This window comes from Schumannella sp. GW821-FHT10F01 (assembly GCF_058809295.1).
On sequence record NZ_JBXASM010000008.1, the window covers coordinates 120,761 to 141,077 of the forward strand.

The following is a 20,317-nucleotide window of genomic DNA, read 5'->3' on the forward strand; positions in this document are numbered from 1 at the left end:
ATATCCCGCCGGTGCTCGCGACGGCGTGCCTACCGTGCCGCATGTCGACCCGAGACTTCTCCCCCGCCACGGCCATCGTCACCGCCTCCGACTCCGGGATCGGGGCCGCCACCGCGGTCGCCCTGGCCCGGGCCGGCCTCGACGTCGGGGTCACCTGGCGCAGCGACTCCGACGGGGCGGAGGAGACGGCCCGCCGGGTGCGCGAGACCGGGCGGCGCGCGGTCGTCGCGCGCCTCGACGTCACCGAGCCGGACGCGGGCGACGTCATCGACGGGCTCGCCGACGACCTCGGCGGACTCGACGTGCTCGTGAGCAACGCCGGCGCGGGCGGCGGCACGCCGTTCCTCGAGATGGACTGGGACGAGTGGCGGATGACGATCGCCACCGACCTCGACGGCTCGTTCACCGTGCTCCAGCGCGCCGCCCGGCGGATGGTCGCGCAGGGCCGCGGCGGGCGGCTCATCGCCGTCACGAGCGTGCACGAGCATCAGCCGCGGGTCGGCTCGGCCGCGTACGACGCCGCGAAGCACGGGCTCGGCGGCCTCATGGAGACGCTCGCGCTCGAGCTCGGCGAGCACGGCATCACCGCCAACAGCGTCGCCCCCGGCGAGATCGCGACGGAGATGAGCGAGTCGGACGGCCAGGACCCGTACTCGACCGAGCGCCCCGGGGTGCCGCTCGGCCGCCCGGGCGCGGCGGACGAGATCGCCGACGTCATCGCCTTCCTCGCATCGCCCGCGGCCTCCTACGTCACCGGCGCATCCTGGGCGGTGGACGGGGGGATGCTGCTCATGGGCCCGCAGGCCGGCTCGCACCTCCGGTCGCACGACTGGCGGCGCGTGTGAGCGCGCCGCGCGTCCGGGCGGTGCTGTTCGACGTGGACGGCACCCTCGTCGACTCGAACTACCTCCACGTCGACGCGTGGCAGCGCGCGCTGGCCGAGGCGGGTGCGCAGGCGGAGGGCTGGCGCATCCATCGCGCGATCGGCATGGACTCGGAGGCGCTGCTCGACGACCTCGCTCCGGAGGGCGCCGACCGGGACGCCCTCAGCGCCGCGCACTCGCGGTACTACGCCGAGCACGTCGACCGGCTGCGTCCGCTCCCCGGCGCCCGCGACCTGCTCGTCGACCTCTCCCGTCGCGGCATCACCGTCGTCCTGGCGACGTCAGCCCCGGCGGACCAGCTCGAGACCCTCCTGTCGGTGCTCGATCTGCCCGAGCCGCCGATCGCGACCCACGCGGACGACGTCGACCGGGCCAAGCCGCACCCCGGCATCGTGCAGGTCGCCCTCGAGCGTGCCGGCGTCTCGGCGGCCGAGGCCGTGCTCGTCGGCGACGCGGTGTGGGACGCGATCGCGGCCGGCCGCGCGGGCGTCCGCGTCGTCGGCGTCCGGACGGGCGGCATCGGCGCGGAGGAGCTGGTGGACGCCGGAGCCGAGGAGGTCGTCGACGGCGTCGCGGAGCTGCTCGCGCGCGGCGGCGGCTGGCCCGCTCCGGCGGCCGGATGAGTCCACGGGACATCGACTGCGACCGCCCGCCTGGGGGCTTCCCGGGTGCCGCCGGGCCGCGGTCGCGATCGGCGTAGCGTCCGGAACGCGGCCGGGACCCGGCCGAGGCACGACGAGAGGATCCCCATGAGCGACCAGCACGAGCGCGACGCCGACATCGCGAAGGACGAGGACCTCGATCTGCTCCCCGAGGGCACGCCCACCTCCGGCGGACCCGACGGCATCGCCGAGGACGGCGCGGCCGCCGCGGAGAGCGACGCCGAGCAGCCGGACGACGAGGACGGATCGAAGGACTGAGGCGCGCGTCGTGGGCACGACGGTCAGCGACTTCGTCATCCAGCGACTGCGCGCCTGGGGCGTGACCCGGGTCTTCGGGTACCCGGGCGACGGCATCGGCGCGTTCGACGGCGCCCTCGGGGCCGCCGAGCGGGACGGCGCGGGCGTGCAGTACATCCGCCCGACCCACGAGGAGATCTGCGCCCTCATGGCGACGGCGCACGCGAAGTTCACCGGCGAGGTCGGCGTCTGCGTCGCGACCTCGAGCCCCGGCGCCTTCCACCTGCTCAACGGCCTGTACGACGCGCAGATGGACAACCAGCCGGTCGTCGCGATCGTCGGCCAGCAGGGCCTCGACGCGCTCGGCACCTCGGTCATGCAGGAGTCGAACCTCGAGCGGGTGTTCGCCGACGTCGCCTGCTACGTGCAGACCGTCGTGTCGCCGCAGCAGGTGCAGGCGGTCATCGACACCGCGTTCCGCACGGCCCGCGTGCGCCTGCAGCCGGCCGTCGTGATCCTGCCCCACGACGTGCAGGCGATGCCGTTCGAGCCGCCGGCCGTCGAGCACTGGGTCTCGCGGTCGAGCGACGCGGCGCCCTCGATCCGGGTCGCACCGCCCGCGGACGACCTCCGCCGGGCCGCCGAGATCATCGACGCCGGCGAGCGCGTCACCTTCCTCGTCGGCGCGGGCGCCCGCGGGGCCACCGACCTCGTGCTGCGAGCCGCGGAGCTCGCGGGCGCCGGGATCGTGACGGCGCTGCGCGGGAAGGACGTGATCCCCTCCGACGTGCCCCACCACACGCAGCAGGTGGGCCTGCTCGGCTCGCTCCCGAGCCTGCACCAGATGCAGCGCTGCGACACGCTCGTGCTGCTCGGCACGAACTACCCGTACGGCGAGTTCCTGCCGGCGACCGGCCAGGCGCGCGCGGTCCAGGTCGACCTCCGACCCGAGCAGCTCGGGGTGCGGTACCCGATGGAGTGCGCGATCTGGGGCGACGTCGGCGCGACGCTCGAGGCGCTCATCCCGCTCCTGACCCGGAAGACCGATCTCGGCTGGCAGCGCGCGATCGCGGCGGAGATGGAGGGCTGGGAGCGCGAGATGGCCGGGCAGGCCGCACTGACCTTCGACAGCGGCGCGAACCCGCGGCGCATCTTCGCCGAGCTCAACGCCCGCCTGCCGGACGACGCGATCGTGACGGCCGACGCCGGCACCACGGCCGACTGGTACGGCCACCACATCCGACTCCGGCGCGGGATGCGCGGCGACCTCTCCGGCCGACTGGCGACCATGCTCGCCTCGATGCCGTACGCGGTCGCCGCGAAGTTCGCCTACCCGGACCGCCCCGTCATCTGCACGATCGGCGACGGCGCGTTCCAGATGCTCGGCATGAACGAGCTGATCACCGTGAAGAAGTACGAGCGGGGCTGGGTCAACCGGCAGCTCATCGTGCTCGTGATGCACAACGACGACCTGTCGCAGGTGTCGTGGGAGATGCGCACGGAGGACGGGGATCCGGTGTGGCCGGCGTCGCAGGACGTGGAGTCGATCGACTACGCGGGCTACGCGCAGCTGCTCGGCTTCTCCGGCATCCGGATCGAGCACGACGACGAGGTGGTCGGGGCGATCGAGACCGCGCTCGCGCATCCCGGCGTCACCGTCATCGACGCGCACGTGAGCCGCAACGTGCCCCCGCTGCCGCCGCACATCACCCGCGAGTACGCGCTGAACACCGCCCGGGCGCTGCTGGGTCGAGAGCCGCACCGCCTCGGCGTGGTCGCCGACTCGGCGAAGGCGCTCGTCGCGGAGCAGGTCGACCGGGTGAAGGGCGCACTGCATCTCGGCGATGCCGGCGACGGCAGCGGCGCCTGAGCGCAGCCCGGCGCCGGACCGTCTCCCGGAGCCGCGCGGCGGCGTCAGGCCGTCTGACCGGCCGAGGTCGCGGCGACCGTGTCGGGATCGGCGAGGAGGGTGCCGCGCCGCGTCAGGGTCGCCACCGATCGCGCCAGCCTGAGGATGTTGGCCGACGACATCGAGATCGTCGTGCCGTCGGTCGACATGACGACCACGGTGCCGTTCACCACGGTGGACGACGCGCAGGCCTCCGCGACGCGGCGCGCCTCCTCCGATGCGGCGAGTGCGCGCCGACGCCACTTCCCCGCCGCAGCGTCGCGGCCGGGGGCGAGCCCGGTGCCGGACATGAGCAGGCGGTCGAGGGTCACCATCGCGACGAACAGCTCGCCGAGGGCCCGCAGCAGGTGCGGGGGCAGGTCGGAATTCGGGTGGAGCGAGGACACGGGCAGTCCTCCGAGGTCGGGGTGCCGTCAGAGTAGCCGCCACCCGGCCGCCGCGACTAGGGGTTGCGGAGCAGTTCGTCCGGTCGTCACCCGGCCGACGCCGACCCGGCGTGTGAACACGAGGTGACGTCGACCTGAAAAGGACCTGTGCCCCCGAACGGGGGACGCGTCCCGTACCGGACCACCCTCGTGACGATCCTCCCCCGAGCTCGCACCGCATCGATCCCGACGGTGTCCGACCTCCCCACCCTGACCCGAGTGCGCCGCTGGGCGCGCGAGCTGCTGCTGTTCGGCGGTGTCGGCGCGCTCGCCTTCGTCGTCGACGCCGGCGGCTTCAACCTCCTCCGCGCCACGGTGCTCACCGACCAGGTGGTCTGGGCGAAGGTGGCCTCGGTCTCCGTCGCCACGGTGGTCGCGTGGATCGGCCACCGCTACGTGACCTACCGCGGCCGCGACAAGTCCGGCATCGGCCGCGAGGCGGGCATGTTCGCCGCCGCGAACGTCGCCGGACTGCTCGTCGCCGCAGGCTGCCTCCTGTTCTCGCGCGACGTGCTCGGCCTGACCTCGGTGCTCGCGGACAACATCGCGGGCAACGTCGTCGGGCTCGTGCTCGGCACCCTCGTGCGCTTCGTCATGTACCGCCACCTCGTGTTCCGCCACCCGAAGGGAGAACTCGCGTGATCCACTCGCTCCTCGCGGCCGCCTCCGGTTCCGCCACCGGCGACGATGCCTCGCCGCTGCTGACCCCGATGCCGCAGCCCGGCACCGACGCCCCCGCGGGCACCCCCGCCTCCTCCGACCCGGTCGCCGCGGCGACCGGCGTCGACTGGCTCCAGCTGCTCCCCCAGATCGGCCTGGTCACCCTGGCCCTCGCGCTCACCGCCATCGCGGTGACGACGCTCTGGTGGATGCTCCACGCCTGGAAGTCGAGCGGCACCCTCCGCGCCACCGGCTTCGCCAAGGAGCCGCTCGCGCCGCGCCGATCGTTCACCCTCCTCGTGCCCGGTCGGCACGAGGAGGCGGTGATGGGCCGCACGATCGACCAGCTCGCCCAGCAGTCGCACCCCGACTTCGAGATCATCGCGATCGTCGGCCACGACGACCCGGGCACCGAGGCGGTGGCCCGCGCGGCCGCCGACCGGCATCCCGGGCTCGTGCGCGTGATCGTGGACGACAGCGTGCCGAAGAACAAGCCGAAGGCCCTGAACCGCGCCCTCCCCGAGGCGCGCGGCGACGTCGTCGGCGTGTTCGACGCCGAGGACGACGTGCACCCCGACCTGCTGCGGCACATCGACTCGCGGTTCAGCGAGACCGGTGCCGCCGTCGTGCAGGGCGGCGTGCAGCTCATGAACTTCCGCACGACCTGGTGGTCGCTGCGCAACGTGCTCGAGTACTACTTCTGGTTCCGCTCGCGGCTGCACTTCCACGCCGGCGCCAAGTTCATCCCGCTGGGCGGCAACACCGTCTTCGTCGAGCGCACCTGGCTCGACCGGTTCAACGGCTGGGACGCGGAGTGCCTCGCCGAGGACTGCGAGCTCGGCGTGCGGCTCTCCAGCGCCGGCGCGAAGGTCGTCGTGGCCTACAGCCCCGAGTACGTGACGCGCGAGGAGACCCCTGGCAGCCTCGCGTCGCTGTTCAAGCAGCGCACCCGCTGGAACCAGGGCTTCCTGCAGGTGCTCTCGAAGGGCGAATGGCGCAAGCTGCCCACGTTCGGGCAGCGGATGTTCGCCCGCTACCTGCTGTCGATGCCGTTCCTGCAGGCCTTCACCGGCCTCCTGATCCCGCTCTCGATCGCGCTCATCCTGTTCGTGAAGGTGCCGACCGTCGTCGCGCTCATCACGTTCATCCCGCTCGCCCCGACCATCGTGACGGTGGCCGCCGAGATCGCCGGCCTCGGCGAGTTCGGCCGGATCTACGGCGAGAAGGTGCGCGCCCGCGACTACGTGCGGCTCGTGCTCGGCACGTTCCCGTTCCAGGTGTTCCTCGCGCTCGCCGCGGTCCGCGCCGTCGTCCGCCAGCTGCGCAACCAGACGGGCTGGGAGAAGACGGAGCACAGCGGCGTCCATCGTGACGCCGCCGCCGAGGCCGTCGCCGTGCCGGAGACGGACGCCGACGCCCTCGAGCCGATCGGAGCCCGACGATGACCGCCATCGAGACCCGGCACGCGATGCCGGACCTGTCCGCCGCCGCCTCCCGCGTGACCGCCCTGCTGAACCGGCACCGCGCCTCGCTCGTCTGGCTGCTGCCCGTGCTGCTCGTCTCGGCGACCGTGTCGTTCGTCGGGCTCTCCGGCTCGCCGCAGCGCATCGACGACGAGGGCACCTACACCGCGCAGGCCTGGGCCATCGCCAACCTCGGCGAGCTCGCGCACTACACGTTCTGGTACGACCACCCGCCGCTCGGCTGGATCCAGATCGCCGCCTACACGCAGCTCACCGGCGCGTTCGCGCGGTACTCGATCGCCGTGATCGCGGCCCGCGAGGCCATGGTGGTCGCGTCCCTCATCTCCGCAGTGCTGGTCTGGGCGCTCGCCCGCCGGCTGCGGCTCTCCCGTCCGGCAGCCGCGGTCGCGACGCTCGTGTTCGCGATCTCGCCGCTCGCCGTGCAGTTCCATCGCACGGTGTACCTCGACAACGTGGCCACGCCGTGGCTGCTCGCCGCCGTTCTGCTCGTGCTGAACCGCCGCAACCAGCTGCTCGCGTTCAGCGGCGCCGCGCTCGCGTTCGGCATCGCCGTGCTGAGCAAGGAGACCTACCTGCTGGCCCTGCCGATCGTGGTCTGGCTGGCCGTGCGGAACGCGCACCGCGACACCCGGCGCTACACCCTCTCGGTCGCCGGCAGCGTGCTCGTGCTCGTCGGCGGCAGCTACCTGCTGCTCGCGGCGGTCAAGGGCGAGCTCGTGCCCGGCCGAGGCCGCGTCAGCCTCGCCGACGGACTCATGTTCCAGCTGTCGAGCCGTACCGGCTCGGGCTCGCTCCTCGATCCCGAGAGCCTCATCCGCCGCACGCTCGGCATGTGGTGGGACCTCGACCCGGTGCTCATCGTCGCGGGCCTCGCGGCCGCCGCGGTGGCGCTGACGATCTGGCGCCTCCGCCCGTTCGCCGTGCTCGTGCTCGCCGCGACCGCGTTCATGTTCCGGCCCGGCGGCTACCTGCCCGTGCCGTACGTGATCATGCTGCTGCCGTTCGCGGCGCTGCTCGTGGCGGGCGTCGGCGAGGCGGCCGTGCGACGACTCCGCGCCCGCGGGCTGCCCCGCCGCCGCAGGATCGCGGCGATCGCCGTCGCAGCCGTCGGCTCGCTCGCGGTCGTCGCCGCCGTGCCGCTCTGGGCCATCCAGCTCCGCGGCTTCCTGCTCGCCGATCTCGACGAGCCGATGCGCGACGCGCAGTCCTGGATCGCCGACAACGTGGACCGCGACCAGCGGATCATCGTCGACGACGCGATGTGGGTCGACCTCGTGAAGGCCGGCTGGGATCGCGACGACGTGGTCTGGTACTACAAGGTCGACACCGATCCGGCCGTCGAGCGGCAGTCGCCGAACGGCTGGCGCGACTCGTCGTACATCGTGACGACCGACTCGATGCGCACCTTCCCCGACTCGTTCCCGGATGTGCAGAAGGCCATCCAGAACTCGGTCGCGGTCGCGTCGTTCGGCACCGGCACCCGCCGCGTCGACATCCGGCAGATCGCCCCCGAGGGCATCGACGCCGAGAAGCAGCAGTCGGCGGACGCGAAGCGGATCGCGTCCACGGCGGCCGCGCAGATCGCGGGCGACTCCGGTCTCCGTCTCAGCACGCCCGACGCCGATCTGCTCACCGGCGGGCGCGTCGACCCGCGCACCGTCATCGCCCTCGGCAGCGCCGTCGCGGCCCACGACCTCGCGATCGGCGGCTTCCCGGTCGTCGCGGGCGAGGACGGCCGGCCGCTCCGGCAGGTCGAGCTCACGTCCGTCGACGGCGCCCCCGCCGTGACCGACGGAGGCCGCTCGGCCGCCACCCGCGAGCTGCTGGCGGGTCTCGCCGGGTCGTACGCACCCGACTCCGTGCGGATCGAGGGCAGCTCGGTCGTCCTGACCTGGGCGCCCGGCACTCCCGTCCTCCGCTGATCCGTCTCCGAACCCCCCTATGGCTCCCGAAAGGAGCATCGAGATGACCGACACCACCCCCGGCGCACGCCGGACTCCCCGCACACGCATCCTCATGGCCGGCGCGATCGCGCTCGCCGCGGCGGTGATCGCCGCCGCCGCGCCCGGATTCGCCTCCGACTCCGCCACGGCGGCCGACGCCGGCGGCGCCGGCTGGGTGCGCCTCGCGCATCTCTCCCCCGACACGAAGGCGGTCGACGTGCGGGTCACCCCGCTCGGCACCGCGACCCCCGTCGTGAAGCTCGACGGCGTCGCGTACGGCACCGTCTCCGACTACGCCGAGCTCGCCGACGGCGTGTACACGGTCGAGATGATCGCGTCGAACGCGAAGGCCGGCGCGAAGCCCGTGCTGACTGCCTCGCTCGACGTCACGAAGGGCGTCGCGAAGACCGTCGCCGCCTTCGGCGAGAACAAGAAGCTCAAGGTGCAGTCCTTCGACGACGACCTCACCGCCCCCGCGGCCGGCACGGCTCGCATCCGCCTGATCCAGGCGTCGACGAAGACCTCGACGGTCAGCGTCGCCACCACGACCGGCATGCCCATCGCCGACAAGGCCGCCGCCGGCTCGGCGACCGGCTACGCCGCCGTGCCCGCCGGCCCGTGGGATCTCAAGCTGACCGGCACCAAGAAGGTCTCCGGCACCGCGTCGGTGAACCTGGCGGCCGGCAGCGTCTCGACCCTGCTGGTGCTCGACGACCCGTCGGGCATCACCATCCGCTCGGTGCTCGACTCCGCTGCGGTCGCCGCGGCGCCGGTCGGCGGCGTGAACACGGGCGGCGGCTACCTCGCCACCCATCGCACCGGCTCGCTGCTGACGGGAACGGCCGGATGAGCCGCCGCGCCGCGATCGTCGCCGCGACCGGGACGGCCGCGATCGCCGTCACGGCCGTCGTCGCGCTCGCGGCGACGGGAGTGCTCGGCGGGGCCCCGGCCCCGTCGGCGCCCCGGGCGTCGGCCTCCGCCTCCGGGTCCGCCGACGTCGACGCCGCCCACGGCGACAGCGCCTCGCTGGCCCGCGCGTTCCTCGCGCAGTGGACGGACGACGGCCGCGTCGTCCGCCGCGACCAGGGCGGCGACACCGTGAGCGAAGGCCAGGCCTACGGGCTGCTCGCCGCGGTCGTCGCCGACGACGAGAAGTCCTTCGACCGCATCTGGACCTGGACGCAGCGCCACCTCCAGCGCGACGACGGGCTGCTCGCCTGGCGCTGGGCGTCCGGCGCCGTGGTCGACGACGAACCCGCGTCCGACGCGGACCTCGACGCCGCGCGGGCCCTCGTGCTCGCCGGCGACCACTTCCAGCGCGCCGACCTCACGGCCGACGGCGACGCCCTCGGCACCACGATCCTCGACCGGCTGACGGCCACCACGACCGCCGGGCGCATCCTGCTCCCGGGCCTGTGGGCGGCCGCGGCGCAGCCGTACGCGTACAACCCGAGCTACGCCTCCCCGGCCGCCTTCGACGTGCTCGGGAAGTCGACCGGCGACCCGCGCTGGCAGGAGCTGCAGGTCGGCAGCGCGGCCGCCACGACCGCGCTGCTCGCCAAGAGCGCGCTGCCGCCCGACTGGGCGCAGGTCCACCCCGACGGCGCGGTCGACGCGATGCCCGGCGCCCAGGGCCGCGGCGGCGACGTCGCCTTCGGCTACGACGCCGGCCGGCTCGCGGTCCGCTACGCCGAGTCGTGCACGGCCTCCGACCGTGCCCTGGCCGGACGGCTGCTCGACCCGCTCGACCGGGAGAAGTCGCCCGCCGCGGTGCTCGACCTCGGCGGGACCCCGATGACCGAGGACCGCTCTCCGCTCGCCTACGCGGCCCGCGCGGCCGCGGCCACGGCGTCCGGCGAGGAGCAGTCCGCCGCGCGCGACCTGCTCGCCGCCCGCCTGCTCGCCAACACGGTGCCGACCTACTACGGCCGCGCCTGGTCGACGCTCGGCGACGCCATGCTCACCAGCACCGTGCTCGGCGGCTGCGGCCCGGACGGAGGGGCACGATGAGCGGCCGCGACGAGCTGCTCTCGCGGCGCTCGCTCCTCATCGGGGCGGCCGTCGTGGTGCTCGGCGGCGGCGCGCTCGGCGCGGGCGCCCTCACCGGCGTCGGCTCCGAGCCCGCGCCGGCCGAGACCGCGGCACCCGACACCAACTCGGCGGGCCGGATCCAGGATCCGGCGGCGGAGCCCACGGTCGGGCCGGCCGGCACGCCCACCGGCCTCGTCATCCCGCAGCTCGGCATCGCCGCGACGACCCTCGAGGACCTCGGCACGAACAAGGCCGGCAAGCTGCAGCCGCCGGTCGCCGCCGACAAGGCCGGCTGGTACAGCGCGGGCGTCGTGCCCGGGCAGATCGGCCCGGCCATCATCGCGGGGCACATCGACTACTCGGCCGGCCCCGGCATCTTCGAGCACCTCGACCAGCTGCAGCCCGGTGCCGAGGTGCAGGTGCCGATGTCGACGGGCCAGACGCTGCGGTTCCGGGTCACCGGCTCCGTCGAGTCGCCGAAGGCGCAGTTCCCGACCTCCGAGGTCTACGGCAACGTGCCCGACCGCCAGCTCCGGCTCATCTGCTGCGCCGGCGCCTTCGACACCTCCACGTCGCACTACCGCGACAACCTCATCGTGTTCGCCACGCTCATCACCGACCAGGGAGGCTCCTGATGCTGGAGACGCTCGTCATCATCCCGACCTACGACGAACGGGAGAACCTCCGCCCGATCGTGGAGCGCGTGCTCGCCGCGTCGCCGCACACCGACATCCTCGTCGTCGACGACGCCTCACCCGACGGCACCGGCGAGCTGGCCGATGAGCTCGCGCGCGAGCACCCCGAGGTGCACGTCATGCACCGCACGACGAAGGACGGCCTCGGCGGCGCCTACCTCGCCGGGTTCGCCTGGGGTCTCGAGCGCGGCTACTGGGCGCTCGTGGAGATGGACGCCGACGGCTCGCACCACCCGGAGCAGCTGCCCGGCATGATCGAGCAGCTCGTCGGCCACGACCTCGTGCTCGGCTCGCGCTGGATCCCGGGCGGGCGGGTCGAGAACTGGCCGCTGCGCCGCAGGCTCCTGAGCCGCGGCGGCAACGTGTACACGCGCATCGCGCTCGGCATCGACGTGCAGGATGCGACCGGCGGGTACCGCGTGTTCAGCGCCGACGCCCTCCGTCGCATCGACCTCGACCGCGTCGCGAGCCAGGGCTACTGCTTCCAGGTCGACCTGCTGTGGCGGGCGCTCGAGGCCGGCCTCCGCGTCGTCGAGGTGCCGATCACGTTCACCGAGCGGGTCGCCGGCGTCTCCAAGATGAGCGGCGGCATCGTGCGCGAGTCGCTGCTCCGCGTGACCCTGTGGGGGCTGCGCCGCCGGATGACGGTCGCGGGCCGCGCCGTGCGCCGCGAGACCGCGCTGCCCTCGGTGCGGGCGAGCTCGCACCGGGCGCTGCCGCACTGAGCCGGACGGGGCGCCGGGGCAGGAGGGAGCCGGCGTCCCGTCCCCCGGCCGTTCCGCTCCGAATACCGGGTGAGGATCGGCCGCGCCGGTCCGCGACCCGAGACGAGACCCGATGACGAACCAGCCCGCCGACCCGCGCACCACCTACTTCGCGCCGACGCCCGACGGCGCGCTGCGCTGGGTCGAGATCCACGACGGACTCTGGATCGCGAGCCGCGACGACCGGCTGGTCGGCCGCGCCACCTCGCACGTGTCCGGCTGGTTCGCCCAGTACGGCACGGCCGAGCCGCTCGGCCTGTTCGCGACCGCGGCGCTCGCCAAGGCGGCGGTCGAGGACGTCGCCCGCGGGTCCCTCCGCACCGCCTCCTAGCGCCGCGGCTCGGGGGCGCCTGGGAGGGACCGCGGCGCGGACGCGACGATCCGCGCACCGGGGTACGGTCGCGAGATGGCCTCCTCGCGCTCCTCGACCACGCCGGCCGACGACCACGGGGTCCGGCGCGTCTCCGCCTCGATCGAACTCGAGTGCGAGGGCGACGCCGAGTTCCTGCTCGCCGTCGCCGTCGCCGACTCGCACGAGACGAGGGACGAGCGGCTCGAGATCCGTCAGCACGGCCGGGAGCTCGCCGCCGACGTCCTCACGGATCGTCTCGGCTCGCGCCTGCACGCCGTGCGCGCGGGATCCGGGACCGTCGAGATCCGCTACTCGGCCGAGGTGCACGACGGTGCCCCGGTGGCCATCGATCCGCTCGACGCCTGGACCTACCTGCGACCGAGCCGCTACTGCGAGGCCGACACGCTGCGGCCGGTGGCGCGCTCCGAGTTCGCGGGGCTGGAGCGACGCGACCTGCTCGCCGCGGTGAGCAGCTGGGTCGGCACGCGGCTGTCGTACGTCCCCGGATCGAGCACCCCGATCGACGGCGCAGTCGCCACGCTCCTCGCCCGTCGCGGGGTGTGCCGCGACTTCGCGCACCTGACCGCCGCGCTGCTCCGCGCCGTCGATGTGCCGGCCCGGATCGTGTCGGTGTACGCGCCCGGCCTCGACCCCATGGACTTCCACGCCGTGACCGAGGCGCTCGTCGACGGAGCCTGGCAGGCGGTCGACGCCACCGCCCTCGCGCCGCGCTCGTCGCTCGTCCGCATCGCGACGGGTCGGGACGCCGCCGACACGGCGTTCCTGACCACCCGGTCGGGTCTCGTCCGGCTCGTCGACCTCGAGGTCGCCGCCACGGCGGAGCACCTGCCGGAGGACGATCTCGACCGCCTCGTCACGATCCGCTGATGCCGACGGCGGACGGCCGGTCTAGCGTCGACTCGTGACCGAGCTCCCCGCCGACGCCCACGTCCACAGCGAGTGGTCGTGGGACGCCGGATCCGATCCCGCCTCGGTCGGCTCGATGGAGCGCATCTGCGCCCGCGCCGAGCGGATCGGCCTGCCGGCCCTCGTCTTCACCGAGCACCTCGACTTCGAGGACCGCTGGCACGTCGACGACGGCGACATGGGCGAGCACGCCCACCGCTACGTCGACGCGGACGGGTTCGTGCGGCTGCCGACCTTCGACGCGGAGGGCTGGCTGGAGGCGATCGAGCAGGCCCGGCATGCGCATCCGGCGCTCCGCATCCTCACCGGCGTGGAGTTCGGCCAGCCGCATCTCTGGGACCACCTGGCGGCGCCGCTGCTCGCGAGCGGCGTGATCGACCGGGTCAACGGGTCGCTGCACATGCTGCCGATCGACCCCGACGAGCCGGACGGTGACCGCAGCGAGCCGATCACGCTCTACCGGCACCGGCGCGCCGCCGACGTGATGACCGCCTACCTCGAGGAGATCCCGCGGATGGTCGCGGGCTCGGACTCGTTCGCCGTGTTCACGCACATCGACTACGCGGTCCGCGCGTGGCCGACCTGGGAGCTCGGCCCGTTCGATCCCCGCGAGTTCGAGGAGGGCTTCCGGGCGGGCATGCGGGCGATCGCCGGATCGGGACGCGCGCTCGAGATGAACACGCGGCGGCTGTGGTCGTGGATCCCGCAGTGGTGGGCGGAGGAGGGCGGCGAGGCGATCTCGTTCGGCAGCGACGCGCACTCCGCCGACGCGCTCGCCGCGGGGTTCCCGGAGGCGATGGCTATGGTCGAGGCGCTCGGCTTCCGCCGCGGGCGACGCGCCGAGGATCTCTGGACCCGCCTCAGGTGAAGTCGCCGGGATCCTGCGTCGCGGCGAACGGCAGCGGCATGATCTCGGTCAGCTGGGCGATGAGGTGCCGCACCCGGGCGACGAAGGCCTCGTCCGTGACGTCCAGGGCGCGGTCGACCCGCTCGCCGGCCAGCTGCGAGGCCGGGCCGATCACGAGCGACATTTCGGTGCGGCGATCGTCCTGATCGAGCACGGGCACGTCGATCCGCAGCGCGCGTCCCGAGTTCGCGAGCGCGGCTGCGAGGTCGAGCACGGCGTCGGCGATCGCGACGCCGGTCGTCACGGAGCCGCCGGCGTAGGAGATGCGCATCATGGGGCTACTCTCGCTCTACCGGCGCGAGGTGTCACGGCCTTGCGCCAGATGCCCACGGCGAGTACAGGAGGAGTCCATGGGTCGGCTGTTCTACGGAGCGCGCGGTGTGCGGATCGACATCGACGACCGCCTGCTCGCCCACCTGCACGCGATCGTGTCGTCGAAGCTCCGCCGGGGCGAGTCGTTCTCGCTCGGCTGGTCGGAGGCGTCGGATCGCGGCTCCGGCCGACGCGCGGTGTGGATCCACAACAACGCGGACCTCACCTGGGAGTGGGACGGCAGCCGCCCGATCGAGCTGGACCCCACCTTCCTCGAGAGCCTCATGATGGGCGCGAACTCGAGCCGCGGACTCGACATCCACGACGCCGCGCACAACCCGCCGGCGAAGAACCAGGCGTCGCCGGTCAGCTGACCGCTTGCCCAGGCCGGTGCCGTCCGGCATCCTCGATGTGAACATCGTCCACATCCCGTGAGGAGCCGCCGTGACCAAGTACCTGATCTCGTTCCCGAGCGCCGCGATGGTGATCCCCGACGGCGAGTTCGACACCGTCGTCGCCGAGTCGCACGAGGTCGTGCGCCAGGCGCAGGCCGCGGGCGTGTGGGTGTTCGGCGGCGGCATCGACGGGAGCGTGCCGCCGGTCCGCGTCGCCGCCGACGGGTCCGTCACCGAGGGCACCTACCCCGAGACGCGCACCATCGAGGGCGGGTACACGATCCTCGACCTGCCGGACCGCGCCGACGCGCTCGAGTGGGCGGCGCGGATCGCGGCGGCCTGCCGCTGCGACCAGGAGCTGCGCGAGTTCGGGGAGGACGCCGAGTCCTGACCGGCCGTGGCCGGCCGGGCCCGGGCCCGGACCCGGATCCGGATCCGGGCCCCGACCCGGATCACCGGGCCGTCGCGCGCTCCGCGAAGTCCAGGCCGGCGCGCCAGTCCTCCGCCGTGAGGGCGTGGCCGCCCGCCCGGAGGAACCAGCCGAGGCGGTCGCCGCCCAGCAGCTCGCCGATCCGCTCGTCGTACCGCGCCGGCAGCGACGCCGCGGCGTCGCCCCCGTACGCCGGCGCCGCCGCACGGAGCATCGCGAGCTGCCCGTCCGGGTAGGCCCACGCGTCGTCTGCGCCGTTGAGCAGCAGCACGGGTCGCGGTGCGCACAGCGCGAGCAGGTCCGACTGCTCGATCGGGAGCTCGTCGACCCGGCCGCGGTACTCGTCGAGCGCCCGCGCGAACCAGTGCGGGAACTGCCCGGTGATCGACTCGAGCGTCTCGGCGCGGGTGCGGCCGTCCGGTCCGGGCGTGCCCTCCTCCGGCGGCAGCCGCCACGGCGCCGCTCCCCCGGCGCCCGACTGGGCGCAGAGCAGGAACGCGGCCCGCGGGTCGCGGGCGGCCGCGACGAGCGCCGCCTTGCCAAGCCGGGAGTGGCCGATGAGCCCGATCCGGTCCGCGTCGAGGTCCGGCCGTCCGCTCAGGTAGGTCATGGCACAGGACAGCCCCCACGCCCAGGCCGCGATCGTGGCTGTGGCGGACGCCGGGTCGCCGCTCTCGTCGAACCGGGCCAGCACGTCGCGCGCCCCGTCCGGATCGTCGGGCACGACCGCGGACGCCCGCACGGTCGCGACCGCCCAGCCGCGCGCCAGGATCTCGCGCACGGGCCACGGCTCCGGCGCGTCCGCCGCAGCCGGGCCGAAGGCGTGGTCGTCGCCGAGGAAGTGCAGCCCGAGCACGCAGGGCGCCGGCCGCTCGGGCGACGCGCCCGGCGGCAGCGCGAGCGCGACCCGGAAGCGGAGCCGCGGTGCCGCGGTCGTGAGCTCCACGGCGACCGCCACGGCATCCGGGTCCGCGTCGATCGTCGGCGGCGGCAGCTCCTCGACGAGCGCGATCCCCGTGTCGCGCGGGCGCCGCCCGTAGACGATGCGGTCGAAGGCGGAGGCGGAGGCTGGATCGGGAGTCGTCGCTGACACGCTCCGACGCTAGCCGCGATGCGCGCCGGACGGCGCGCTTCCGGGAAACCGGCCGGAGCGGCTCGACCGTGCCCCCGCCGGGATTCGAACCCGGACTGCGCCGATTTTAAGTCGGCCGCCTCTGCCGATTGGGCTACGGGGGCGGGGCCTCGAGGCTCCGGGTCGAGGCTAGCGGGAGCGCGGGCCGGATCCGCCGCGGCGGCTACCTCGCCCGGTAGACGGACAGCGTGCCGGGCCCGGAGGCCTCGGCGGAGACCAGCTCGAGCTCGACGCCGTCGGGGAACAGCGTGCGGCCGACGCCGACCGCGGTCGGGAAGGCGAGCAGCCTGTACTCATCGACCAGGCCGTCGACCCGCAGCGCATCGACCACGGACCCGCTCCCGATCACCACCACGTCCCGCTCGCGCGTCGTCTCGCGCACCCAGTCCGCGAGCGGTCCCGCGACGGCCGTCGAGTTCGCCCACCGCCGGTCGTCGAGCGGGCGGCTCGTGACGACCGCCTTCGCCGCGGTGTTCATCGCGCGCGCGAACGGGGTCGTGCGCGGCGACCAGAGCGGGCCGAAGTGGTCCCAGGTGCGCCGGCCGAACAGCAGGACCCCGGTGGTCATCCGATCGCCGAGCAGGAACTTGTCTCCGCCGATCGCCTCGACGCCGAAGCGCATGGCCCAGCCGCCGAACGCAGTGCCGTCGCTGCCGTCGGGATCCTCGACGACGCCGTCGAGCGTGACGAACTGGATGACGATCAGGCTGCCCATGGATCCTCCGCTCGGCGTCTCCGGAGCGCCACCGGTCCGGACCGGTCATGACGGTCCGGACCGGCGCCCGGGAGCTCCTCGGATACTCCGACGGCCACCACGCCGCCGGAATGTGGACATCGTACACATGAACGCCGAACGGGCGCCGGATCCGGTTCCCCGGTTCCGGCGCCCGTCCGGACGCGTGTGACGCGCGACTACTTGCCGTCGGACTCCGCGGCCTCCGCGGCCTTCTGCGCGGCCGTCTTGCGCGGGGCGCGGGCCTTCGGCGCGGCCGTGGCGGCCTCCGCCTCGGCCTTCGCGGCCTCCTTGCCGAGACCCGGCTCGGCCGGCTTCTCGGCGGCGGGCGCCGGCGCGGCGGCCGGGGCCTCCTCGGCCGGAGCCGGGGGCTTCGGGCGGGATGCGAACGTCTCGAACGCGACGCGAGGGAAGTCGCGCGACGGGATGCCGAGCTGGTCGCGGCCCAGGAAGAACCCGCCGACCCAGTCGCCGAAGACGCGGAACTTGCGCTCCCACATCGGCATCGCGAGGCCGTGGTAGCCGCGGTGCATGACCCAGGCCGGGAAGCCGGTGATGCCGATCTTGCCCTTCTGGAACGCGCCGATGCCGACGCCGAGACCCGCGACCGCACCCGCGGGCTTGTGGAAGTAGTCCTTCGGGTCCTCGTTGCGGAGCGACGCGACGACGTTCTTCGCGAGGCGCTTGCCCTGGCGGACGGCGTGCTGCGCGTTCGGCACGCAGGTCTTGTCGGGCAGCGGGCTGCCGCCGGAGATGTCCGGCACGGCGGCCGCGTCGCCGGCGCCCCACAGGTCGGGCACGACGTTGCCGTCGGCGTCGACGCCGCGGAGGTCGGCCTTCACCGTCATGCGGCCGCGCGGCTCGAGCGGGAGGTCGGTGCCCTTGAGCACCGGGTTCGCCATGACGCCGGCGGTCCAGATGATGAGGTCCGACTCGAAGCTCTCGCCGGTCGACAGCTCGATCTTGCCGCCGACCGCGCTCGAGAGCTGCGTGTCGAGGTGGATCTCGGCGCCGCGCTGGGCGAGGTTCTTGATGACCCAGTGGCTCGTCGGCAGCGACACCTCCGGCATGATCCGGCCCATCGCCTCGATGAGGTGGAACTTGACGTCGTCGAACTTCAGCGCGGGGTAGCGCGCGATCAGCGAGCTGGCGAACGAGCGCAGCTCCGCGAAGATCTCGATGCCCGCGAAGCCGCCGCCGACCACGACGACGGTCAGGAGGCGGTCGCGCTCCGGGCCGGCCGGCAGGTTCGACGCCTTGTCGAAGTTGTCGACGAGGCGGTCGCGGATGCTCGTGGCCTCCTCGATGGTCTTCAGCCCGATGGCCTCGTCGGCGACGCCCGGGATCGGGAACGTGCGCGACACGGCGCCGGCCGTCACGACCACCTGGTCGTACGACTCGGTCCACGGCTCGCCGGTCTCCGGGGTGATCGTCGCGGTCTTCGCCGCGTGGTCGATCCCGGTGACCTTCGCCGTGATGACGCGGGTCTTCTTGAGGTGGCGGCGGTGGAGCACCACCGCGTGGCGCGGCTCGATGGAGCCGGCCGCGACCTCGGGGAGGAAGGGCTGGTAGGTCATGTAGGGCAGCGGGTCGACCATGGTGACCTCGGCCTCGCCCGAGCGGAGCAGCCGCTCCAGCTTGAACGCGGTGTAGAAGCCGGCGTAGCCGCCGCCGACGATCAGGATTCTCTGCACGTGCTTAACGCTACCGCGTCTGCCGAGCCCTTCTGACCGTCCAGAGAACGCTTCCACCCAGCACGAGCCAGACCAGCGCGATCGATCCGACCACCACCCACGGCATCCCGCCGACGAGCAGCTGCGGGATGCCGACCCCGCCGGCCGCGATGCGCCTCGGCGCGGCGACCGGCGCGCGCGTCGATCCCGGCTCCCCCGCCACGGCCGGATCGGCGGCCGCCGGCCGGTACAGCGCGATCCAGTCCTTCAGGCTCCCCATCGGGTTCTCGCGCACGGCCGGCACGCTCGCCGCGACCGCCGCCGCCGCGTCGACGCGGCCGTAGCCGTAGAGCACGTCCGGGCCCGGATCGCCCGCGTCGTGCGCGGTCGAGACGATGCGCTGGATGACGTTCGCGGCGTCGAGATCCGGATGCGCGGCGCGCACCAGGGCCACGATCCCCGCGACGATCGGCGCCGCGCCGCTCGTGCCGGCCCACAGCGCGAACTGGCCGCCCGGCAGGTCGCCGACGAGCTGCTCGCTCGGCGCCGACACCCCGATGGTGATGCCCTGCGAGGAGGCGTCCTGCGACGCGGCGCCGCTCCGGTCGAGTCCGCCGACGGTGAGCACCCCGGGCATGGTCGCGGGCGCGCCGACGACATCCGTGCCGGATCCGCGGTTGCCGGCGGCCGCGACGATCACGACGTCCTGCTCCTCGGCGTAGGCGAACGCGTCGTCCCAACTGGTCGGCCAGTCGGGGGTGCTGCGGCCGAAGGACATGTTGATGACGGTCGCGCCGGAGTCGACCGCCCAGCGCACGGCGGCCGCGATCTGGTCGTCGTCGGAGCTCGTGCCCTCGCCGAAGCCGATCGACGCCGACAGCAGGTTCGCGGCCGGGGCCGCGCCGATCACGCCGCCGCTCGTGCCGGTGCCGCGGGCCGCCGCGAGGGACGCGACGAGCGTGCCGTGATCGGACTCCGTCGCACCGACCGGGGTGCGCCCGTCCGCCGACCCGAGCCCGGAGAAGTCCTTGCCGCCCACGACGGCCGAGCCGAGGTCGGCGTGCCGTCCGATGCCCGAGTCGATCACCGCGATCGTCTGTCCGGCGCCGCGGGTGGTCGCCCACGCCTGGCGGATGCCGTATTCGTCGAGCCAGTACTCCCGGTCGCGGATGCTGTCCGCCCGCGCGGCGGGGGCGGGCACGAGCACGCCGGCGAGCGCCACCACGGCGAGAGCCGCGGCGGCCGCGATCAGACGGCGGCGGGCTCGGCGCACCGGCACCGGTCCGGGCTCCAGTCGGCGCGCTCGAGGGCGAGGTCGCCGATCGGGTTCACGCCCGGCCCGGCCGCGAGGCTGTGGGCCGCGAGCGCATGCAGGCACTTCACACGGGTCGGCATCCCGCCGGCCGAGTACCCGGCGATCTCCGGCACGTCGCCGACGCTCTCGCGGTCGGCGAGGTACTGCTCGTGCGCCGCCGCGTACGCGGCCGCGGTGTCCTCGTCCTCGAGCAGCGCCGCGAGGCCGACCATGTCGCCCTCCGCCTCGAGCGTCGAGATCGCGGACGTCGCCGCCGGGTGCGAGAGGTAATAGAACGTCGGGAACGGCGTGCCGTCGTCCAACCGCGGCGCGGTCGCGACCACGGTCGGGTTGCCGCACACGCAGCGCGCGGCGATGCCGACGACGCCGCGGGCGGGCCGTCCGAGCTGCGACGACACGACGGCGATCTCCGCCTCGGTCGCCGGCGGGTAGGGCGGGCGGGTCATC

The 20,317-nt window shown here is 74.0% G+C and carries 23 protein-coding genes and 1 tRNA gene; 16 read left to right on the forward strand and 8 right to left on the reverse strand.

What is annotated here, in order from left to right:
• Positions 1-41 precede the first annotated feature (41 nt).
• The 4 genes from AC1RSJ_RS10885 to AC1RSJ_RS10900 all read left to right on the forward strand — a co-directional run bounded on the left by AC1RSJ_RS10885 (position 42) and on the right by AC1RSJ_RS10900 (position 3,653).
• A complete protein-coding gene (locus tag AC1RSJ_RS10885; protein ID WP_493118401.1) occupies positions 42-845 on the forward strand; it encodes an SDR family oxidoreductase in 804 nt (267 codons plus the stop codon).
• Positions 842-1,507 carry an HAD family hydrolase gene (locus AC1RSJ_RS10890; RefSeq protein ID WP_493118402.1) on the forward strand — a complete coding sequence of 222 codons (666 nt, stop codon included), beginning with the start codon at positions 842-844 and terminating at the stop codon, positions 1,505-1,507. Before AC1RSJ_RS10885 ends, AC1RSJ_RS10890 begins: the two co-directional genes overlap by 4 nt.
• Before the next feature lie 126 nt (positions 1,508-1,633).
• Positions 1,634-1,804 carry a hypothetical protein gene (locus tag AC1RSJ_RS10895; protein ID WP_493118403.1) on the forward strand — a complete coding sequence of 57 codons (171 nt, stop codon included), beginning with the start codon at positions 1,634-1,636 and terminating at the stop codon, positions 1,802-1,804.
• A gap of 10 nt (positions 1,805-1,814) precedes the next feature.
• Entirely contained in the window at positions 1,815-3,653 is a 1,839-nt protein-coding gene (locus AC1RSJ_RS10900) for a thiamine pyrophosphate-requiring protein (protein WP_493118404.1), read from the forward strand.
• Positions 3,654-3,697: 44 nt separating this feature from the next.
• Here AC1RSJ_RS10900 and AC1RSJ_RS10905 read toward each other — a convergent pair whose 3' ends face one another.
• Positions 3,698-4,078, reverse strand: coding sequence for a hypothetical protein (locus tag AC1RSJ_RS10905; RefSeq protein ID WP_493118405.1), 381 nt, complete (start codon positions 4,076-4,078; stop codon positions 3,698-3,700).
• A gap of 231 nt (positions 4,079-4,309) precedes the next feature.
• On the opposite strand from AC1RSJ_RS10905, the gene AC1RSJ_RS10910 reads away from it, so the two are divergent.
• The 10 genes from AC1RSJ_RS10910 (at position 4,310) to AC1RSJ_RS10955 (ending at position 13,841) form a co-directional block, all read left to right on the forward strand.
• Positions 4,310-4,759: a GtrA family protein gene (locus AC1RSJ_RS10910; RefSeq protein ID WP_493118406.1), complete on the forward strand. Its 450-nt coding sequence runs from the start codon at positions 4,310-4,312 to the stop codon at positions 4,757-4,759.
• Positions 4,756-6,222, forward strand: a complete 1,467-nt coding sequence (locus AC1RSJ_RS10915) for a glycosyltransferase family 2 protein (protein ID WP_493118407.1) — start codon at positions 4,756-4,758, stop codon at positions 6,220-6,222. The genes AC1RSJ_RS10910 and AC1RSJ_RS10915 overlap by 4 nt, the downstream gene beginning before the upstream one ends.
• Positions 6,219-8,183, forward strand: a complete 1,965-nt coding sequence (locus AC1RSJ_RS10920; protein ID WP_493118408.1) for an ArnT family glycosyltransferase — start codon at positions 6,219-6,221, stop codon at positions 8,181-8,183. The genes AC1RSJ_RS10915 and AC1RSJ_RS10920 overlap by 4 nt, the downstream gene beginning before the upstream one ends.
• Positions 8,184-8,226: 43 nt before the next feature.
• Positions 8,227-9,054 carry a DUF4397 domain-containing protein gene (locus tag AC1RSJ_RS10925; RefSeq protein WP_493118409.1) on the forward strand — a complete coding sequence of 276 codons (828 nt, stop codon included), beginning with the start codon at positions 8,227-8,229 and terminating at the stop codon, positions 9,052-9,054.
• On the forward strand, positions 9,051-10,214 hold the full coding sequence (locus tag AC1RSJ_RS10930) for a glycosyl hydrolase family 8 (RefSeq protein ID WP_493118410.1): 1,164 nt from the start codon (positions 9,051-9,053) through the stop codon (positions 10,212-10,214). Before AC1RSJ_RS10925 ends, AC1RSJ_RS10930 begins: the two co-directional genes overlap by 4 nt.
• Positions 10,211-10,870: a class F sortase gene (locus AC1RSJ_RS10935; RefSeq protein WP_493118411.1), complete on the forward strand. Its 660-nt coding sequence runs from the start codon at positions 10,211-10,213 to the stop codon at positions 10,868-10,870. Before AC1RSJ_RS10930 ends, AC1RSJ_RS10935 begins: the two co-directional genes overlap by 4 nt.
• Positions 10,870-11,655, forward strand: coding sequence for a polyprenol monophosphomannose synthase (locus AC1RSJ_RS10940; RefSeq protein WP_493118412.1), 786 nt, complete (start codon positions 10,870-10,872; stop codon positions 11,653-11,655). The genes AC1RSJ_RS10935 and AC1RSJ_RS10940 overlap by 1 nt, the downstream gene beginning before the upstream one ends.
• A gap of 112 nt (positions 11,656-11,767) precedes the next feature.
• Positions 11,768-12,025, forward strand: coding sequence for a hypothetical protein (locus AC1RSJ_RS10945; protein WP_493118413.1), 258 nt, complete (start codon positions 11,768-11,770; stop codon positions 12,023-12,025).
• A 75-nt stretch (positions 12,026-12,100) separates the two neighbouring features.
• Positions 12,101-12,934: a transglutaminase-like domain-containing protein gene (locus tag AC1RSJ_RS10950; RefSeq protein WP_493118414.1), complete on the forward strand. Its 834-nt coding sequence runs from the start codon at positions 12,101-12,103 to the stop codon at positions 12,932-12,934.
• 34 nt (positions 12,935-12,968) lie between these two features.
• On the forward strand, positions 12,969-13,841 hold the full coding sequence (locus tag AC1RSJ_RS10955) for a PHP domain-containing protein (RefSeq protein ID WP_493118415.1): 873 nt from the start codon (positions 12,969-12,971) through the stop codon (positions 13,839-13,841).
• Here the strand turns inward: AC1RSJ_RS10955 and AC1RSJ_RS10960 are convergent.
• The gene (locus tag AC1RSJ_RS10960) at positions 13,834-14,154 is read right to left on the reverse strand and encodes a hypothetical protein (RefSeq protein ID WP_493118416.1); all 321 of its coding nucleotides are present in this window, start codon (positions 14,152-14,154) and stop codon (positions 13,834-13,836) included. The genes AC1RSJ_RS10955 and AC1RSJ_RS10960 overlap by 8 nt on opposite strands.
• Before the next feature lie 76 nt (positions 14,155-14,230).
• On the opposite strand from AC1RSJ_RS10960, the gene AC1RSJ_RS10965 reads away from it, so the two are divergent.
• Together AC1RSJ_RS10965 and AC1RSJ_RS10970 are read left to right on the forward strand one after the other, a co-directional pair.
• Positions 14,231-14,566 (forward strand): DUF7882 family protein, encoded by a 336-nt coding sequence (locus AC1RSJ_RS10965; protein ID WP_493118417.1) that lies wholly within the window; start codon positions 14,231-14,233, stop codon positions 14,564-14,566.
• A 70-nt stretch (positions 14,567-14,636) separates the two neighbouring features.
• Positions 14,637-14,978, forward strand: a complete 342-nt coding sequence (locus AC1RSJ_RS10970) for a YciI family protein (protein WP_493118418.1) — start codon at positions 14,637-14,639, stop codon at positions 14,976-14,978.
• 61 nt (positions 14,979-15,039) lie between these two features.
• Here AC1RSJ_RS10970 and AC1RSJ_RS10975 read toward each other — a convergent pair whose 3' ends face one another.
• The 6 genes from AC1RSJ_RS10975 to AC1RSJ_RS11000 all read right to left on the reverse strand — a co-directional run bounded on the left by AC1RSJ_RS10975 (position 15,040) and on the right by AC1RSJ_RS11000 (position 20,316).
• Entirely contained in the window at positions 15,040-16,110 is a 1,071-nt protein-coding gene (locus AC1RSJ_RS10975; protein WP_493118419.1) for an alpha/beta hydrolase family protein, read from the reverse strand.
• A gap of 69 nt (positions 16,111-16,179) precedes the next feature.
• A tRNA-Leu gene (locus AC1RSJ_RS10980) sits at positions 16,180-16,253 on the reverse strand.
• Between the two features lie 59 nt (positions 16,254-16,312).
• Positions 16,313-16,864, reverse strand: a complete 552-nt coding sequence (locus AC1RSJ_RS10985) for a dihydrofolate reductase family protein (protein ID WP_493118420.1) — start codon at positions 16,862-16,864, stop codon at positions 16,313-16,315.
• Positions 16,865-17,061: 197 nt separating this feature from the next.
• Complete coding sequence (locus AC1RSJ_RS10990; RefSeq protein WP_493118421.1) at positions 17,062-18,576, reverse strand: NAD(P)/FAD-dependent oxidoreductase; 1,515 nt, start codon at positions 18,574-18,576, stop codon at positions 17,062-17,064.
• 10 nt (positions 18,577-18,586) lie between these two features.
• Entirely contained in the window at positions 18,587-19,828 is a 1,242-nt protein-coding gene (locus AC1RSJ_RS10995; RefSeq protein WP_493118465.1) for a S8 family serine peptidase, read from the reverse strand.
• On the reverse strand, positions 19,804-20,316 hold the full coding sequence (locus AC1RSJ_RS11000) for a DUF501 domain-containing protein (protein WP_493118422.1): 513 nt from the start codon (positions 20,314-20,316) through the stop codon (positions 19,804-19,806). The genes AC1RSJ_RS10995 and AC1RSJ_RS11000 overlap by 25 nt, the downstream gene beginning before the upstream one ends.
• Position 20,317: the final 1 nt, after the last annotated feature.

Excerpts from the sequence above, each read along its gene's own strand:
- AC1RSJ_RS10885 (WP_493118401.1), top strand. The coding sequence starts at position 42 with ATGTCGACCCGAGACTTCTCCCCCGCCACGGCCATCGTCACCGCCTCC.
- AC1RSJ_RS10895 (WP_493118403.1), top strand. The coding sequence starts at position 1,634 with ATGAGCGACCAGCACGAGCGCGACGCCGACATCGCGAAGGACGAGGAC.
- AC1RSJ_RS10920 (WP_493118408.1), top strand. The coding sequence starts at position 6,219 with ATGACCGCCATCGAGACCCGGCACGCGATGCCGGACCTGTCCGCCGCC.
- AC1RSJ_RS10925 (WP_493118409.1), top strand. The coding sequence starts at position 8,227 with ATGACCGACACCACCCCCGGCGCACGCCGGACTCCCCGCACACGCATC.
- AC1RSJ_RS10930 (WP_493118410.1), top strand. The coding sequence starts at position 9,051 with ATGAGCCGCCGCGCCGCGATCGTCGCCGCGACCGGGACGGCCGCGATC.
- AC1RSJ_RS10935 (WP_493118411.1), top strand. The coding sequence starts at position 10,211 with ATGAGCGGCCGCGACGAGCTGCTCTCGCGGCGCTCGCTCCTCATCGGG.
- AC1RSJ_RS10940 (WP_493118412.1), top strand. The coding sequence starts at position 10,870 with ATGCTGGAGACGCTCGTCATCATCCCGACCTACGACGAACGGGAGAAC.
- AC1RSJ_RS10945 (WP_493118413.1), top strand. The coding sequence starts at position 11,768 with ATGACGAACCAGCCCGCCGACCCGCGCACCACCTACTTCGCGCCGACG.
- AC1RSJ_RS10950 (WP_493118414.1), top strand. The coding sequence starts at position 12,101 with ATGGCCTCCTCGCGCTCCTCGACCACGCCGGCCGACGACCACGGGGTC.
- AC1RSJ_RS10960 (WP_493118416.1), bottom strand. The coding sequence starts at position 14,154 with ATGATGCGCATCTCCTACGCCGGCGGCTCCGTGACGACCGGCGTCGCG.
- AC1RSJ_RS10965 (WP_493118417.1), top strand. The coding sequence starts at position 14,231 with ATGGGTCGGCTGTTCTACGGAGCGCGCGGTGTGCGGATCGACATCGAC.
- AC1RSJ_RS10985 (WP_493118420.1), bottom strand. The coding sequence starts at position 16,864 with ATGGGCAGCCTGATCGTCATCCAGTTCGTCACGCTCGACGGCGTCGTC.
- AC1RSJ_RS11000 (WP_493118422.1), bottom strand. The coding sequence starts at position 20,316 with ATGACCCGCCCGCCCTACCCGCCGGCGACCGAGGCGGAGATCGCCGTC.